The following is a 16,706-nucleotide window of genomic DNA, read 5'->3' as shown; positions in this document are numbered from 1 at the left end:
CAGGGGTCTAACGGACGAGGTGCGGGTGAGGTCGCGGGCGCGGGGGGAGCGGCCCGAAAATGCCCCACGCCGCCGAGACACCCCTCAGCCACCGAGACACCTCTCAGCCACCGGGACACCGCCCGGCCGACGAGACACCCCTCAGCCGACGAGACGCCGCCCGGCCACCGAACACCGCCCGGCGGACGGCACGCCCTCAGCCGCCGATCTGCATCCCGGCCATCCGCTTCCACTCGTACGGCCCGGTCTCCACCTTCGCCGCGAACTCGCCGTCGAACTCCTCGTGCCGGGTGATCCCGGCCTTCTCGACGGCCTGCACGGCGACGTCGAGCGACGGGGCGACCACGTCCCCCCAGCCGCCGTCCTCACCGACGAGCACGATCCGGGCGCCGCGCTCCCCGATGTAGGCGATCTGCCCCTCGGCCCCGCCGTGCGCCTTGGCGAAGGCCCCGATCCGCTTGGCGAGCCTCGCCGCGACCCGATCCTGCCTCGCCGCGGTGCGGTCCTGCTTGGTGTCTGCCATGCCTGGATGCTACCGGCGAGTAGGAAACCCCGGCAATAAGCACCCCGATCGGAACCCGCGGCACACCGCCCCCGCCGCAGCCCCTCGGCTACCGCAGGAAGGGGTCCACCGCCACCGCCACGAAGAGCAGTGACACGTACGTGATCGACCAGTGGAACAGGCGCATCTCCTTGAGCTTCGCGCCCTTGATCTCCGCCTTGGCCCGGTTCTGGAGGGCGTGGGCCTCCCAGAGCCACCAGCCGCCGGCCGCGAGGGCGACGGCGGTGTAGAACCAGCCGGTGTAGCCGAGCGGCGTCAGCAGGAGCGAGACCGCGACCATCACCCAGCTGTAGATGACGATCTGCTTGGCGACGACCTTGTTGGAGGCGACGACCGGCAGCATCGGGACACCCACGCGCGCGTAGTCGTCCTTGACCTTCATGGACAGCGGCCAGTAGTGCGGCGGCGTCCAGAAGAAGATGACCAGGAAGAGGATGACCGGCGCCCAGGCGAGGGAGTTCGTCACCGCGGTCCAGCCGATGAGGACCGGCATGCAGCCCGCGATCCCGCCCCAGATGATGTTCTGCGAGGTCCGCCGCTTGAGGATCATCGTGTAGACGACGACGTAGAAGAGGAGCGCCCCGAGGGCGAGCCAGGCGGACAGCCAGTTGACGGCGAGCCCGAACAGCAGCGTCGAGCCGACCGCGAGCGCGATCCCGAAGGCCAGGCACTCCCGCGGCGAGACCATGCCGGTGACCAGCGGTCGCTGCGAGGTGCGGTCCATCAGCGCGTCGATGTCGCGGTCGATGTACATGTTCAGCGCGTTGGCGCCGCCCGCGGACAGGTAACCGGCGAGGCAGGTGATCAGGACGAGACCGAGGTCGGGAACCCCCTGCTGCGCCAGGAACATCACCGGAACGGTGGTGATCAGCAGCAGCTCGATGATCCTCGGCTTCGTCAGTGCCACGAACGCCTTGACACGGGCCCCGAACGGCCGGTGAACCGGGCTCTGGTTCGCACCGATAACCCCCGCTGGACGGGATTCGACGGCCGTCACGCACACCCCTGAAAGAGATATCCCAGCAAGCCTCCCCGTGTGAAGTCCCGGTAAAGGCTCGCGCGTACCACGCCACTGTAGACGTTGCCCATACCTCGTCCTTCGCGGGGGTGCCCCGTGTTGGGAGGGGTCCCCCGACGGCACCCGGCCGCGACACAGGGTCACCCCCGCGTCACCCCGAAGGTTCGCTCACCGGTCGCAAAAAGGCTCGATTGAGCACTCCTTTGTCGGCTTCCGTATTCAGATGCCGAGCACCCGGGAACCCGGTCGACAGGCGGACTTCCAAGACTCCCGGCAGTCTGGACGGACGGGAGAAACCGCACGTACTTACGGGGGTAGGCTCGACAACGCCGGTGGGCACCCAGTGCACCGGCAGCCGGTGGGCGCGTGCCCGAGCAGCCGGTAAACGAACATGTGGAGAGGAGCCCTGACCCAGGGTGAGCACCAAGCCGACCACCACAGACCTCGACTGGACCGAACTGGACCAGCGGGCCGTAGACACCGCCCGCGTCCTGGCCGCCGATGCCGTACAGAAGGTCGGAAACGGCCATCCGGGTACGGCGATGAGCCTCGCCCCGGCCGCCTACACCCTCTTCCAGAAGGTGATGCGGCACGACCCCGCCGACGCCGACTGGGTCGGGCGCGACCGTTTCGTGCTGTCCGCCGGCCACTCGTCCCTGACCCTCTACACCCAGCTCTACCTGGCCGGCTTCGGCCTGGAGCTGGACGACCTGAAGGCGTTCAGGACGTGGGGCTCGAAGACCCCGGGCCACCCCGAGTACGGCCACACCACCGGCGTCGAGACCACGACGGGTCCGCTGGGCCAGGGTGTCGCGAACGCGGTCGGCATGGCGATGGCCGCCCGCTACGAGCGCGGCCTCTTCGACCCGGAGGCCCCGCAGGGCGAGTCCCCCTTCGACCACTTCGTGTACGCCATCGCGGGTGACGGCTGCCTCCAGGAGGGCATCTCCGCCGAGGCGTCCTCGATGGCCGGCCACCAGAAGCTCGGCAACCTCGTCCTCCTGTGGGACGACAACCACATCTCGATCGAGGGCGACACGGAGACGGCCGTCTCCGAGGACACCGTCAAGCGCTACGAGGCGTACGGCTGGCACGTCCAGCGCGTCGCGCCGAAGCCCGACGGCGACCTCGACCCGCACGCGATCTACAACGCCATCGAGGCCGCGAAGAAGGTGACGGACAAGCCGTCGTTCATCGCGATGCGCTCGATCATCGCCTGGCCCGCCCCGAACGCGCAGAACACCGAGGCCGCGCACGGCTCGGCGCTCGGCGACGACGAGGTGGCGGCCACCAAGCGCGTGCTGGGCTTCGACCCGGCGAAGAGCTTCGAGGTCTCCGACGAGGTCATCACGCACACGCGCGGCGCCCTGGAGCGCGGCGCGCAGGCGAAGGCCGACTGGGAGAAGTCGTTCCAGCTGTGGCGGGACGACAACCCGGAGCGCGCCGCCGAGTTCGACCGGATCAACGCGGGCGAGCTGCCGGCCGGCTGGGAGGAGAAGCTCCCGGTCTTCGAGACGGGCAAGGGTGTCGCGACGCGTGCTGCGTCCGGCAAGGTCCTCCAGGCGCTCGGCGCGGTCATCCCGGAGCTGTGGGGCGGCTCGGCCGACCTCGCGGGCTCCAACAACACGACGATCGACGCGTCGTCCTCCTTCCTCCCGGCGGACAACCCGCTGCCCGAGGCGGACCCGTACGGCCGCACGATCCACTTCGGCATCCGCGAGCACTCGATGGCCGCCGAGATGAACGGCATCGCGCTGCACGGCCACACCCGCATCTACGGCGGCACGTTCCTCGTGTTCTCCGACTACATGCGCAACGCCGTGCGCCTGTCCGCGCTGATGCACCTCCCGGTGACCTACGTGTGGACGCACGACTCGATCGGCCTCGGCGAGGACGGCCCGACCCACCAGCCGGTCGAGCACGTCGCCGCGCTGCGCGCGATCCCGGGCCTGAACGTCGTCCGTCCGGCCGACGCGAACGAGACCGCGATCGCCTGGCGCGAGATCCTGCGCCGCGGCAAGCGCGAGTACGGCGTCTCCGCGCCGCACGGTCTGGCGCTGACGCGTCAGGGTGTGCCGACGTACGAGGCCAACGAGGACACGGTCAAGGGCGGTTACGTCCACACCGAGGCGTCCGCCGGCACCCCCGAGGTCATCCTCATCGCGACCGGCTCCGAGGTCCACGTGGCCGTCGCCGCTCGTGAACTGCTGGAGGCCGAGGGCACCCCGACCCGCGTCGTCTCGATGCCGTCGGTGGAGTGGTTCGAGGAGCAGACCGCCGAGTACCGCGCGGAGGTCCTGCCCGCCTCGGTGAAGGCGCGTGTCTCCGTCGAGGCCGGCATCGGTCTCACCTGGCACAAGTACGTCGGTGACGCGGGCCGCATCGTTTCCCTGGAGCACTTCGGCGCTTCGGCGGACGGCAAGGTCCTCTTCCAGGAGTACGGCTTCACTGCCGAGAACGTGGCCGCCAAGGCGCGGGAATCCCTCGCAGCGGCACAGCGCTGACGCCCCTAAACGACGACTCGTACGTAGGAGATGTAATCCCATGACAGACGCACTGAAGCGCCTCTCCGAGGAAGGCGTCGCGATCTGGCTGGACGACCTGTCGCGCAAGCGGATCACGTCCGGCAACCTCGCCGAGCTGATCGACCAGCAGCACGTCGTGGGCGTCACCACCAACCCGTCGATCTTCCAGAAGGCGATCTCGTCCGGCGACGGCTACGAGCAGCAGCTCGCCGACCTCGCCGCCCGCAAGGTCACCGTCGACGAGGCGATCCGCATGATCACCACGGCGGACGTCCGGGACGCGGCCGACATCCTGCGCCCCGTCTTCGACGCGTCGAACGGCCAGGACGGCCGGGTCTCCATCGAGGTCGACCCGCGCCTGGCGCACGAGACGGCGGCGACGATCGCCGAGGCGAAGCAGCTCGCGTGGCTGGTGGACCGCCCGAACACGCTGATCAAGATCCCGGCGACGAAGGCGGGCCTCCCGGCGATCACGGAGGTGATCGGCAACGGCATCAGCGTCAACGTCACGCTGATCTTCTCCCTGGAGCGCTACCGCGAGGTCATGGACGCCTACCTGGCCGGCCTGGAGAAGGCCAAGGCCAAGGGCATCGACCTGGCGGGCATCCACTCGGTGGCGTCCTTCTTCGTGTCCCGCGTGGACACCGAGATCGACAAGCGCCTCACCGCGCTCGGCACCGACGAGGCCCTCGCCCTCAAGGGCAAGGCGGCCCTCGCCAACGCGCGTCTCGCCTACCAGGCGTACGAGGAGGTCTTCTCCACCTCCCGCTGGGAGGCCCTGGAGAAGGCGGGCGCCAACAAGCAGCGCGCGCTGTGGGCGTCGACCGGTGTGAAGGACCCGGCGTACAAGGACACCCTGTACGTCGACGACCTGGTCGCGCCGAACACCGTCAACACCATGCCGGAGGCCACCCTGCTGGCCACCGAGGACCACGGGCAGATCACCGGCAACACGATCGCCGGCACGTACGAGCAGTCCCGCGCGGAGATCGACGCGGTCGAGAAGCTCGGGATCTCGTACGACGACGTGGTCCAGCTCCTTGAGGACGAGGGCGTCCAGAAGTTCGAGGAGTCCTGGAACGACCTGCTCAAGTCGACCGAGGCGGAGCTTCAGCGCCTCGCTCCTTCGGAGGGCTGATTTCACTTGTCGAGCAGCAATCCGCTGCGTGACCCGGCAGACCGACGGCTCCCGCGCATCGCGGGGCCGTCGGGCCTTGTCATCTTCGGTGTCACGGGCGATTTGTCACGTAAAAAGCTGATGCCCGCCGTGTACGACCTCGCCAACCGCGGTCTGCTTCCGCCGGGCTTCTCCCTGGTCGGCTTCGCCCGCCGGGAGTGGGAGCACGAGGACTTCGCGGCCGAGGTCCACGACGCCGTGAAGGCGCACGCCCGGACGCCGTTCCGGGAGGAGGTCTGGCAGCAGCTCATCCAGGGGATGCGCTTCGTGCAGGGCACCTTCGACGACGACGAGGCGTTCGAGCGGCTGCGCGACACGATCCAGGAGCTGGACCAGGCGCAGGGCACGGGCGGCAACTTCGCCTTCTACCTGTCCGTGCCGCCGGGCGCGTTCCCGGTCGTCATCCAGCAGCTGAAGAAGCACGGGCTCGCCGACCAGTCGCGCGGTTCGTGGCGGCGCGCGGTCATCGAGAAGCCGTTCGGGCACGACCTGAAGTCGGCCGAGGACCTCAACACCACGGTCGAGGAGGTCTTCGCCCCCGACCAGGTCTTCCGGATCGACCACTATCTCGGCAAGGAGACCGTCCAGAACATCCTGGCGCTCCGCTTCGCCAACACGATGTTCGAGCCGATCTGGAACCGGTCCTTCGTGGACCACGTGCAGATCACGATGGCCGAGGACATCGGCATCGGCGGCCGGGCCGGGTACTACGACGGCATCGGCGCCGCCCGTGACGTCATCCAGAACCACCTGCTCCAGCTGATGGCGCTGACCGCGATGGAGGAGCCCGCCTCCTTCGACGCGGACGCGCTCGCCGCCGAGAAGACCAAGGTCCTCGGCGCGGTCCGGCTGCCGAAGGACCTCGGCCGCGACACCGTCCGCGCGCAGTACGCGGCCGGCTGGCAGGGCGGCGAGAAGGTCATCGGCTACCTCGAAGAGGACGGCATCGACAAGGAGTCGAAGACCGACACGTACGCCGCGATCAAGGTCGAGGTCGACAACCGCCGCTGGGCGGGCGTCCCCTTCTACCTGCGCACCGGCAAGCGTCTCGGCCGCCGCGTCACCGAGATCGCGGTCGTCTTCCAGCGCGCCCCGCACTCCCCCTTCGACACGACGGCCACCGAGGAGCTGGGCTCCAACGCGATCGTCATCCGCGTCCAGCCCGACGAGGGCGTCACGGTCCGCTTCGGCTCCAAGGTGCCGGGTACGTCGATGGAGATCCGGGACGTGTCCATGGACTTCGCGTACGGCGAGTCCTTCACGGAGTCGTCCCCCGAGGCGTACGAGCGCCTCATCCTGGACGTCCTGCTCGGCGACTCGAACCTCTTCCCCCGCACGGAGGAGGTCGAACTGTCCTGGCGCATCCTCGACCCGATCGAGGAGTACTGGGACACCCACGGCAAGCCGGCCCAGTACGCGGCGGGCACCTGGGGCCCCGACGAGGCGGACGAGATGCTCGCCCGCGAGGGAAGGAGCTGGCGCCGCCCATGAAGATAGACCTCACGGACACCACCGCCGGCAAGATCAACAAGGCCCTGGTCAGGGGCCGCCGCGAGATCGGCACCCCGGCCGTCGGCATGGTCCTGACGATGGTCGTCGTCACGGACGAGGAGAACGCGTACGACGCCCTCAAGGCGGCCGGCGACGCGTCCCGCGAGCACCCCTCGCGCACGCTCGTCGTCATCCGCCGCGTCTCGCGCTCCCCGCGCGACCGCACGCAGTCGCGGATCGACGCGGAGATCCTGATCGGCGCCGACGCGGGCACCGGTGAGACGGTCGTCCTGCGGCTGCACGGCGAGGTCTCCGACCACGCCCAGTCCGTCGTCCTGCCGCTGCTCCTGCCGGACGCGCCGGTCGTCGTCTGGTGGCCGGTCGACGCGCCGGCCGACCCGGCGAACGACCCGCTGGGCGCGCTCGCGCAGCGCCGGGTGACCGACTCCTTCGCCGCCGAGCAGCCCGTCCGCGAGCTGACCGCCCGAGCGAAGTCGTACGCCCCCGGCGACACCGACCTCTCCTGGACCCGCATCACGCCGTGGCGTTCGATGCTGGCCGCCGCTCTCGACCAGGTCACCTGCGAGGTGACGTCCGTCGAGGTTGAGGGCGAGGAGTTCAACCCGAGCTGCGAGCTGCTGGCGATGTGGCTCGCGGACCGGCTGGACGTCCCCGTCCGGCGCACGCTCTCCGCGGGCCCCGGCCTGACCGCCGTCCGGATGGCGACCGACGCGGGGCCCATCGCCCTCGACCGGTCCGACGGCTCCGTCGCGACGCTCTCCATCCACGGCCAGCCGGACCGCGCGGTCGCGCTGAAGCGGCGGGACACCGTCGACCTCATCGCGGAGGAGCTGCGCCGGCTGGACCCGGACGACACGTACGCGTCCGCCCTGCGGTTCGGGGTGGAGCGGCTGAACTCGTCGGTGTCGACGGCGTTCCCGGCGCCGGTGACGCGGCGCCCGGTGGCGGCGATCCCGGCGCCCGCCGCGGACCCGGTGGCGGGCGTGAAGGACGCCGGCACGGGTGCCGTCGAGGGAGCGCGAAAAAGCGAGACTGACGGTAAGGCTGCCGGAGCCCTCGGAGCAGGTGGCGCCGCGAGCACCGGAGGAACCGCTTCCCCCGCTGCCCCGGCGGCTGCGCAAGCTCCCGTACTACCGGCTGAGGCGCAAGAGCCGGTGAGGAAGGCCATCTCCCCGTGAGCACACCCCAGTTGGTCGTCCACCGTGACAAGGAGCTGATGGCGCAGGCCGCCGCGGCCCGCCTCATCACGAAGATCGTCGACGCGCAGTCCTCGCGGGGTTCCGCGTCGATCGTCCTCACCGGTGGCCGCAACGGCAACGGCCTCCTCGCCGCGCTGGCCACGGCTCCCGCCCGGGACGCCGTCGACTGGTCCCGGCTCGACCTGTGGTGGGGCGACGAACGCTTCCTCCCCGAGGGCGACCCGGACCGCAACGTCACCCAGGCGCGCGAGGCCCTCCTCGACTCCGTCCCCCTCGACCCGAAGCGCGTGCACGCGATGCCCGCGTCCGGGGGCGAGTTCGGGTCGGACGTGGAGGCGGCGGCCGAGGCGTACGCGGAGGAGCTGGCGCGGGCGGCGGAGGCGGGGGCGAAGACTCCGGTTCCCTCCTTCGACGTCCTCATGCTGGGCGTGGGTCCGGACACCCACGTGGCGTCCCTGTTCCCGGAGCTTCCGGCGGTCCGCGAGACGTCGCGCACGGTGGTCGGCGTCCACGGCGCCCCCAAGCCGCCGCCCACCCGGGTGACCCTCACCCTCCCCGCCATCCGCGCGGCCAAGGAGGTCTGGCTCCTCGCCGCCGGTGAGGACAAGGCCGAGGCCGCCGCGATCGCCCTCTCGGGCGCGGGCGAGATCCAGGCACCGGCGGCGGGCGCGTACGGCCGCTCCCGGACCCTGTGGCTCCTGGACCAGCCGGCGGCTTCCCAGCTGCCCCGCGCGCTGTACCCGCCGGCGACGGCGTAGCACGAAGACCGAGGGCCCCGTCCGTGTCGGACGGGGCCCTCAGTCATGGGGGGGGGGAGCCTTGGGGGAGCCATGGAGGGCTTCACCGCACCCGCACGGCCACCGCCCCGGACGTCCTCCACCTCACGGGATGCCGATCCCCCGCACTCTTGAGCTCATACATCACACCCCGAACCTCCAACGTCCCGCGCCGCGCCCCCTTCACCTGCACGACAACCCGCCCCTCAGGCCCACCCCTGCGCACCACAGCCCCACACCCGACCTGCCGCCAGGCTTTGGCACCGATCCGCTCCTCGACACATATCCGCAGATACCGCGCCGCATCGTCATCCCCGTGCGCACTGACCTTGAACGCCTTCCCCACCGCGGCGACCCGAGGCGCGGAAACACCGATGTCCCCCTTGGCATAAGCAGGCCCAGCAACCAAACCCACCACCCCCACCCCAGCCACCACGCCTCCCCACCAACCAACTCTTCTCACAACAACCCCTCCCTGAAGTAATCCCGGCACCTCACCAGATGCCAGAACCACTCAACAGGTTGCATCAAAAGACAAAACGACAGCGCACCGCAACCACCTCAGGGGCGCGGGGAACTGCGCGACCAGCCACAGCTGACCCGCAGCCGGCCCGCAACAGAACCCCCCACCCCCGTAGCCGAACTCAGCGCCCCCGAAGCTCCCGATACGTCCCCACGAGGGCCCGTGTGGAGGAGTCCAGCCCCGCCACCTCAACCCCCTCCGTCAACGCCGGCTCCACCCGCTTCGCGAGCACCTTGCCCAGCTCGACCCCCCACTGATCGAAGGAGTCGATCCCCCACACGGCCCCCTGGACGAACACCTTGTGCTCGTACAGCGCGATGAGCTGCCCGAGAACGGACGGCGTCAACTCACGCGCGAGAATCGTCGTCGTCGGATGATCCCCCTTGAACGTCTTGTGCGGAACCAACTCCTCGGCAACCCCCTCCCCCCGCACCTCGTCCGGCGTCTTGCCGAAGGCCAACGCCTGCGTCTGCGCGAAGAAGTTGGCCATCAGCAGATCGTGCTGCGCCTTGAGCGCCCCACTCATCTCCCCCACCGGCTCGGCGAACCCGATGAAGTCGGCGGGAATCAGCTTCGTCCCCTGATGGATCAACTGGTAGTACGCGTGCTGCCCGTTCGTCCCCGGCGTCCCCCACACCACGGGCCCGGTCTCCCACTCGACCTCACGCCCGTCCCGCCCGACATACTTCCCGTTCGACTCCATGTCGAGCTGCTGAAGATACGCCGCGAACTTGGACAGGTAATGCGAGTACGGCAGCACCGCATGCGACTGCGCCCCGTGGAAGTTCCCGTACCAGATCCCCAACAACCCCAGCAGCAACGGCACGTTGGACTCGGCCGGCGCACTCCGGAAGTGCTCGTCGACGATCCGGAACCCCTCCAGCATCTCCCGGAACCGCGCACCCCCGACCGCGATCATCAGCGACAGCCCGATCGCGGAGTCGAAGGAGTACCGCCCGCCGACCCAGTCCCAGAACTCGAACATGTTGACCGTGTCGATCCCGAACTCGGCGACCTTCCCCGCGTTGGTCGACAGCGCGACGAAGTGCTTCGCGACAGCGGCGTCGTCCCCCAGCGCCTCCACCAGCCAGGCCCGCGCGGACGTCGCGTTGGTGATCGTCTCGATCGTGGTGAACGTCTTGGACGCGACGATGAACAGCGTCTCGGCGGCGTCCAGATCCCGCAGGGCCTCGTGCAGATCGGCCCCGTCGACGTTGGACACGAACCGCACGGTGAGCGCCCGGTCGGTGAAGCTGCGCAGCACCTCGTACGCCATCGCGGGCCCCAGGTCGGACCCCCCGATCCCGATGTTGACGACGTTGCGGATACGGCGCCCGGTGTGTCCGGTCCACTCACCGCCGCGGACCCGCTCGGCGAACCCCTCCATCTTGTCGAGCACGGCGTGCACACCCGGCACGACGTTCTCCCCGTCGACCTCGACCACGGCGTCCCGGGGCGCCCGCAGCGCCGTGTGCAGGACGGCACGGTCCTCGGTGACGTTGATCCGCTCGCCCCGGAACATCGCGTCCCGCAGCCCGAACACATCGGTGGCGGCGGCGAGTTCACGCAGCAGTGCCAGCGTCTCGCCGTCCACGAGGTGCTTGGAGTAGTCGACGTACAGATCCCCCACCCGCAGCCGGTACCCCTCCCCCCGCCCGGGGTCGGCGTCGAACAGCTCCCGCAGCCCGGTCCCGCCCCACTCCTCGCGGTGCTTGACGAGAGCCGCCCACTCGGGCAACTGGTTGAGCCGGAGCCTGCCGTCTGCGTTCATCTCGAACTCGCCTTTCCTGAGCTGCCGTACGGATGCCAACCTAGGTGATCAGCCCGGCACCCGCCCCGTCGTCACGCCGTCGCGCGACGCACCAACAGGTACGTCCGCCTTGCCCGCGGGTATCAACGAGACGACGGCGAGCCCCACGAGCACGGCCGCCATCAGCGCCGGCACGTTGAGCCCGAACGCCCGCGCGACGACCCCGCCGAGCAGCGCCCCGAACGGCGTGCCGACGTACGCGGCGGTCCGTCCGGCGGCCGAGATCCGCCCCAACATCCCCTCGGGGCTGCGTTCCTGAGTGAGCGTCACCTCGTTGACGTTCCACACCATGTTCATCACCCCGAACACCAGCATCCCGCCGACCGCCGCCACCAGATGCCGCACCGACCCCACGCACCCGAGCGCCACCACCTGCACCGCCCCGCACACCATCAACGCCCGAGCCCGCCCCAGCCACCGCCCGATCCGCTGCGCGACGAACCCCCCGGCGATCGCCCCCACGGAGAACGCCGTCAGCACCGCCCCGTACCCGGCGTCCCCCGCGTCCAGCCACCGCGTCACATGCAGCACCAGCGTCGCGATCAGCGCGCTCATCCCCACGTTGCACAGCAGGTTCGCCACCGAGGCCCCCCGCAGCACCGGGTCCCGCCACAACACCCGCACCCCTTCCCCGATCTCGCCGCGCAGGGTGCTTCCCGCTGCGCGTGGCTCTCTCTCGGGAGGCCGCACCCCGAGCGAGGCGATGAGCCCGGCGGCGACGAAGTAGGTGACGGCATCCACCACGAACGGCACAGCCACCCCCGCCCCCACGAGCAACGCCACCACAGGAGCGGCCACCAACCCCCCGGCCACCTGCTGACCAGTCATCAACCGGGCGTTGGCGCCCCCGAGTTGCTCCTTCCCCACCACCGCGGGCAACAGCGCGGTGGCGGCATTGTCGAAGAGCGTCTGAAGCGACGTCAGCGCGAACGCCAGCCCGAGCAACAACCCGACGGAAGCCTCCCCCGCCCCCACCGCCACCGCGAACCCCGCGACCAGCACCCCCCGCACCACATCCACCACCCACATGGCCCGCCGCTGATCCACCCGATCCGCGACAGCCCCACCGACCAACCCGAACAACAACCAGGGCACATACCCACAAGCGGTGACCGAGGCGACAACCAACGGATCATCAGTAAGCCGCACAGCCACCAACGGCAAAGCCGCACCCCGCAGAGCATCCCCAAACCGCGACACCACAGCCGCGGACCACAACAACCAGAACCCAGTCATGCCCAAACAGTAAAGACGCCCACTGACAACGCAGGTTCAGATGACGCCCCTCAGGGGCGCGGGGAACTGCGCAAAACCCACGACGGCGCCGCAGCCCACAAACAACAGACCACGGCACCCACAGTGGACTAAATCTCCCCCCGCAACTTGGCGAGAGCCTCCGCCAAGATCGCCTCACCATCAGCATCACTACGCCGCTCCCGCACATACGCGAGATGCGTCTTGTACGGCTCCGTCTTCGGCGGAGCCGGCGGATTGTCCCGGTCCTGCCCCGCAGGGAACCCGCACCGAGGACAGTCCCACGTCTCCGGCACCTGCGCGTCACTCGCGAAACTCGGCTGCGTCTCATGCCCGTTGGAGCACCAGAAGGAGAGACGCAGCCGGGGCGCGGACTCGCCCCGCTCGGCCTCGCCCATCGGCCCCGCCCCGACCCGGCTTCCTCGGATCGCGTTGCCACTTGCCACGGTCGTAACTCCCTGCGTGATGGTGCCGCGAAGCGAGTCGGCGTTTCGCTCCGCTGCGAGCGCCTCAGTCTACGTAAGGCCCAACGCGCGTCCAGTGATTGGAGTTACCGCACACAGACGCAAGCCCCATGATAGGCCGCGCTCCAGGGCGCGTACCGAACATGGGGCCTTGTGTGCGTGATGTGCTGCGGGACGCCGCTCAGCTGTTCGTCTTCATGAGAAGACCGAGGACGATGATGCAGGCGAACCAGAGCAGACCGACCACGACGGTGATGCGGTCGAGGTTGCGCTCGGCGACCGAGGAGCCGCCGACGGAGGACTGCATACCGCCACCGAACATGTCGGAGAGGCCGCCGCCCTTCCCCTTGTGCATCAGCACGAGCAGCATCAGCAGCAGGCTGAAGACGATCAGGGCGATCGAGAACCCCAAAACCACGGCTGGACCAACTTCCTCGGACTCGGACATTGACGGGGGCAACGGAGAACGACCCCATTGCCCCCGCAAGGGTACGACGGATAGCGCCTAGGGCCTACTCACTGATCCCGGAAGCGCACGATCTTGACGAACTCGTCGGCGTCCAGGGAGGCCCCGCCGACCAGCGCGCCGTCGATGTCGGCCTGCGCCATGATCTCGGCGACGTTCCCGGACTTGACGGAACCGCCGTACTGGATGCGGACCTTGTCGGCCAGCTCCTGGTCGTACAGCTCGGCGAGCTTCGCGCGGATCGCGGCGCAGACCTCCTGCGCGTCGTCGGCGCCGCAGACCTTGCCGGTACCGATGGCCCAGACGGGCTCGTAGGCGATGACGACGGTCTCGGCCTGCTCGGCGGCGACGTCCTTCAGCCCGCCCTCGACCTGCGCGAGGGTGTGGGAGACGTGGTTGCCGGCCTCGCGGACGTCCAGCTCCTCGCCGACGCACAGGATCGGGGTGAGCCCGTGCTTGTAGGCGGCCTTGACCTTGGCGTTGACGACGGTGTCGTCCTCGGCGTGGTACTGGCGGCGCTCGGAGTGGCCGACGGTCACGTACGCGCACTTCAGCTTGGCGAGCATCGGGCCGGAGATCTCGCCGGTGTAGGCGCCGGAGTCGTGCGCGGAGATGTCCTGGGAGCCGTACTTGATCTTCAGCTTGTCGCCGTCGACCAGGGTCTGCACGGAGCGCAGGTCGGTGAAGGGCGCGAGGACGGCGACCTCGACGGCCTCGTAGTCCTTGTCGGCCAGGGCGAAGGCGAGCTTCTGGACGTGGGCGATGGCCTCGAGGTGGTTGAGGTTCATCTTCCAGTTGCCCGCCATCAGCGGCGTGCGGGTGGTCATCGGGGTCAGTCCTCCAGTGCGGCGAGACCGGGGAGCGTCTTGCCCTCCAGGTATTCGAGGGAAGCGCCCCCGCCGGTCGAGATGTGGCCGAACGCGTTCTCGTCGAAGCCGAGGGTGCGTACGGCGGCGGCGGAGTCTCCACCGCCGACGACGGTGAAGCCGTCCGAGTCGATGAGTGCCTGGGCGACGGCCTTGGTGCCCTCGGCGTAGTCGGGGTGTTCGAAGACGCCCATGGGACCGTTCCAGAAGACGGTCGCGGCGTCGGCGAGCTTGGACGCGTACAGCACACCGGTCCCCGGGCCGACGTCCAGGCCGAGGCTGCCCTCGGGCATCCCGTTCGCGTCGACGACGGTGTGCTCGGTGGGCGCCTTGGCCTTGAGGTCCGGGAAGGCGGTGGAGACGACGACGTCGACCGGGACCAGCAGCTCGACGCCCAGCTTCTCGGCGCGCTCCAGGTACTCGGTGACAGCCGGGATCTGGTCCTCCTGGAGCAGCGAGGCGCCGACCTCGTGGCCCTGGGCCTTGAGGAAGGTGAAGGCCATGCCGCCGCCGATGAGGATGCGGTCGGCCTTGCCGAGGAGCTCGTCGATGACGGCGAGCTTGTCGGAGACCTTGGAGCCGCCGAGCGCGACGACGTAGGGGCGGGCGACGTCCTCGGTGAGCTTCTTCAGGACGCCGACCTCGGTGGCGATGAGGTAGCCCGCGTAGTGCGGGAGCCGCGCCGGGAGGTCGAAGACGGAGGCGTGCTTGCGGTGGACGGCGCCGAAGCCGTCACCCACGTAGACGTCCGCGAGGGCGGCGAGCTGGTCGGCGAACTCGCCGCGCTCGGTGTCGTCCTTCGCGGTCTCGCCCGCGTTGAAGCGGAGGTTCTCGACGACGGCGACCTGGCCGGGTTCGAGGCCGTTCACGGCGTCGTGGGCGGCGGGGCCGACGGTGTCCTGGGCGAAGGCCACGGGCGCGCCGAGCAGCTCGCCGAGCCGTTCGGCGGCGGGCAGCAGCGAGAACGCGAGGTCGGGGGCGCCCTTGGGGCGGCCGAGGTGCGAGGCGACGACGACCTTGGCGTCCGCCTCGACGAGGGCCTTGATGGTCGGCAGGACGGCGCGGATACGGCCGTCGTCGGTGATGCGACCGTCGGCCAGCGGGACGTTGAGGTCGGCGCGCACGAAGACACGCTTGCCGGACACGCCTTCGGCGAGGAGATCGTCGATCGTCTTCAATGCAGTCTCCAGGGAGAGGGGCTCTTGATCGTAGAGGTGCGGTGACGCACGTCAGGGCCCAGAGCAGCGCTTCATCGCATTGCTGCCCCGGGCCCTGCGTTCACATCGGGATGCCTGTCAGGCGGTGATCAGAGCTGGCCGCCGACGAAGACCGTGAGGTCGACGAGGCGGTTGGAGTAGCCCCACTCGTTGTCGTACCAGCCGAGGATCTTCACCGTGTTGCCCTCCTGGACCATGGTCAGGGAGGAGTCGAAGGTGCAGGAGGCCGGGTCGCTGACGATGTCCGAGGAGACGATCTCGTCCTCGGTGTAGGCCAGGTAGCCCTTGAGGTCGCCGTCCTCGGACGCCTTCTTGAACGCGGCGTTCACCTCGTCCTTGGTGACCTCGCGCTGGAGGGTGACGACCAGGTCGGTGGCGGAGCCGGTGGGGACCGGGACGCGCATCGCGATGCCGTCGAGCTTGCCCTTGAGCTGGGGCAGGACCAGGGCGGTGGCCTTCGCGGCACCGGTCGTGGTCGGGATGATGTTCTCGGCGGCGGCGCGGGCGCGGCGCAGGTCCGAGTGCGGGAAGTCCAGGATGCGCTGGTCGTTGGTGTACGCGTGGACCGTCGTCATCAGGCCCTTGACGATGCCGAAGTTCTCGTCCAGAACCTTGGCCATCGGCGCCACACAGTTGGTGGTGCAGGAGGCGTTGGAGATGACGTGGTGGTTGGCCGCGTCGTACTTGTCCTGGTTGACGCCCATCACGATCGTGATGTCCTCGTCCTTGGCCGGGGCCGAGATGAGGACCTTCTTCGCGCCGCCCGCGAGGTGCTTCTCGGCGTCGGCCTTCTTCGTGAAGATGCCGGTCGACTCGATGACGATGTCGACGCCCAGCTGACCCCACGGGATGTCGGCGGGGTTGCGCTCGGAGAGGACCTTGATGGTGTGGCCGTCGACCGTGATGGTGTCCTCGGTGTGCGACACCTCGGCCTTGAGGCGGCCCAGGATGGTGTCGTACTTGAGCAGGTGAGCGGTGGTCGCGGTGTCACCCAGGTCGTTGACCGCCACGATCTCGATGTCCGCACCCTGCTCCAGCAGCGCGCGGAAGTAGTTGCGGCCGATGCGGCCGAAGCCGTTGATGCCTACGCGGATCGTCACGAACCGATCTCCTCGTTGGTACGCCGGCCTTCGTCGCCGGCGAGCTGAGTTTGGGATGTCCCCGACCACCCACGACCCTACCTCCCGATGCGGTCGGCGGTGACATCGAGTCGTGGCATACGCGGCGAGGCGGTCCGTACCCCCCAGTAGGGGTACGGACCGCCAGGACTCGGGAAACCTTTTCACACGATTCGGTTACGAGTCACAGGTCGCCCTTGACCGGGCCGCCCGGACCTC

At 69.4% G+C, this 16,706-nt stretch carries 14 protein-coding genes; 5 read left to right on the top strand and 9 right to left on the bottom strand.

What is annotated here, in order from left to right; all coding sequences use genetic code 11:
• Positions 1–196: 196 nt before the first annotated feature.
• Entirely contained in the window at positions 197–523 is a 327-nt protein-coding gene (locus ABZX85_RS31670; RefSeq protein WP_355876062.1) for a hypothetical protein, read from the bottom strand.
• A gap of 88 nt (positions 524–611) precedes the next feature.
• Entirely contained in the window at positions 612–1,565 is a 954-nt protein-coding gene (locus tag ABZX85_RS31665; RefSeq protein ID WP_355876059.1) for a heme o synthase, read from the bottom strand.
• 431 nt (positions 1,566–1,996) lie between these two features.
• Here ABZX85_RS31665 and tkt point away from each other — a divergent pair, with 431 nt between their 5' ends.
• From tkt to pgl, 5 genes are read left to right on the top strand one after another with little or no spacing between them, the layout of a single operon-like run.
• The gene (gene tkt / locus ABZX85_RS31660) at positions 1,997–4,084 is read left to right on the top strand and encodes a transketolase (protein ID WP_355876056.1); all 2,088 of its coding nucleotides are present in this window, start codon (positions 1,997–1,999) and stop codon (positions 4,082–4,084) included.
• 40 nt (positions 4,085–4,124) lie between these two features.
• Positions 4,125–5,243 carry a transaldolase gene (tal, locus tag ABZX85_RS31655; RefSeq protein ID WP_355876053.1) on the top strand — a complete coding sequence of 373 codons (1,119 nt, stop codon included), beginning with the start codon at positions 4,125–4,127 and terminating at the stop codon, positions 5,241–5,243.
• Positions 5,244–5,249: 6 nt separating this feature from the next.
• Positions 5,250–6,773, top strand: coding sequence for a glucose-6-phosphate dehydrogenase (gene zwf / locus ABZX85_RS31650; RefSeq protein WP_355876050.1), 1,524 nt, complete (start codon positions 5,250–5,252; stop codon positions 6,771–6,773).
• On the top strand, positions 6,770–7,972 hold the full coding sequence (gene opcA, locus ABZX85_RS31645) for a glucose-6-phosphate dehydrogenase assembly protein OpcA (RefSeq protein ID WP_355876047.1): 1,203 nt from the start codon (positions 6,770–6,772) through the stop codon (positions 7,970–7,972). The genes zwf and opcA overlap by 4 nt, the downstream gene beginning before the upstream one ends.
• Positions 7,969–8,751: a 6-phosphogluconolactonase gene (gene pgl / locus ABZX85_RS31640; protein WP_355876044.1), complete on the top strand. Its 783-nt coding sequence runs from the start codon at positions 7,969–7,971 to the stop codon at positions 8,749–8,751. The genes opcA and pgl overlap by 4 nt, the downstream gene beginning before the upstream one ends.
• 662 nt (positions 8,752–9,413) lie before the next feature.
• Here pgl and pgi read toward each other — a convergent pair.
• The 7 genes from pgi to gap all read right to left on the bottom strand — a co-directional run bounded on the left by pgi (position 9,414) and on the right by gap (position 16,469).
• Entirely contained in the window at positions 9,414–11,063 is a 1,650-nt protein-coding gene (gene pgi / locus ABZX85_RS31635) for a glucose-6-phosphate isomerase (RefSeq protein ID WP_355876041.1), read from the bottom strand.
• Positions 11,064–11,111: 48 nt separating this feature from the next.
• Entirely contained in the window at positions 11,112–12,338 is a 1,227-nt protein-coding gene (locus ABZX85_RS31630; RefSeq protein ID WP_355876038.1) for an MFS transporter, read from the bottom strand.
• 128 nt (positions 12,339–12,466) lie between these two features.
• The gene (locus ABZX85_RS31625) at positions 12,467–12,802 is read right to left on the bottom strand and encodes an RNA polymerase-binding protein RbpA (protein ID WP_355876035.1); all 336 of its coding nucleotides are present in this window, start codon (positions 12,800–12,802) and stop codon (positions 12,467–12,469) included.
• Positions 12,803–13,001: 199 nt separating this feature from the next.
• The gene (secG, locus tag ABZX85_RS31620; RefSeq protein WP_355876032.1) at positions 13,002–13,238 is read right to left on the bottom strand and encodes a preprotein translocase subunit SecG; all 237 of its coding nucleotides are present in this window, start codon (positions 13,236–13,238) and stop codon (positions 13,002–13,004) included.
• 98 nt (positions 13,239–13,336) lie between these two features.
• On the bottom strand, positions 13,337–14,113 hold the full coding sequence (tpiA, locus tag ABZX85_RS31615; RefSeq protein ID WP_355876029.1) for a triose-phosphate isomerase: 777 nt from the start codon (positions 14,111–14,113) through the stop codon (positions 13,337–13,339).
• A 5-nt stretch (positions 14,114–14,118) separates the two neighbouring features.
• Entirely contained in the window at positions 14,119–15,330 is a 1,212-nt protein-coding gene (locus ABZX85_RS31610) for a phosphoglycerate kinase (RefSeq protein WP_355876026.1), read from the bottom strand.
• 128 nt (positions 15,331–15,458) lie between these two features.
• Complete coding sequence (gene gap / locus ABZX85_RS31605) at positions 15,459–16,469, bottom strand: type I glyceraldehyde-3-phosphate dehydrogenase (protein WP_355876023.1); 1,011 nt, start codon at positions 16,467–16,469, stop codon at positions 15,459–15,461.
• Between the last annotated feature and the right edge of the window lie 237 nt (positions 16,470–16,706).

This window comes from Streptomyces sp. NPDC004539 (genome assembly GCF_040610055.1).
Lineage (GTDB): Bacteria > Actinomycetota > Actinomycetes > Streptomycetales > Streptomycetaceae > Streptomyces.
This window is presented reverse-complemented; position numbering and strand designations above follow the sequence as displayed.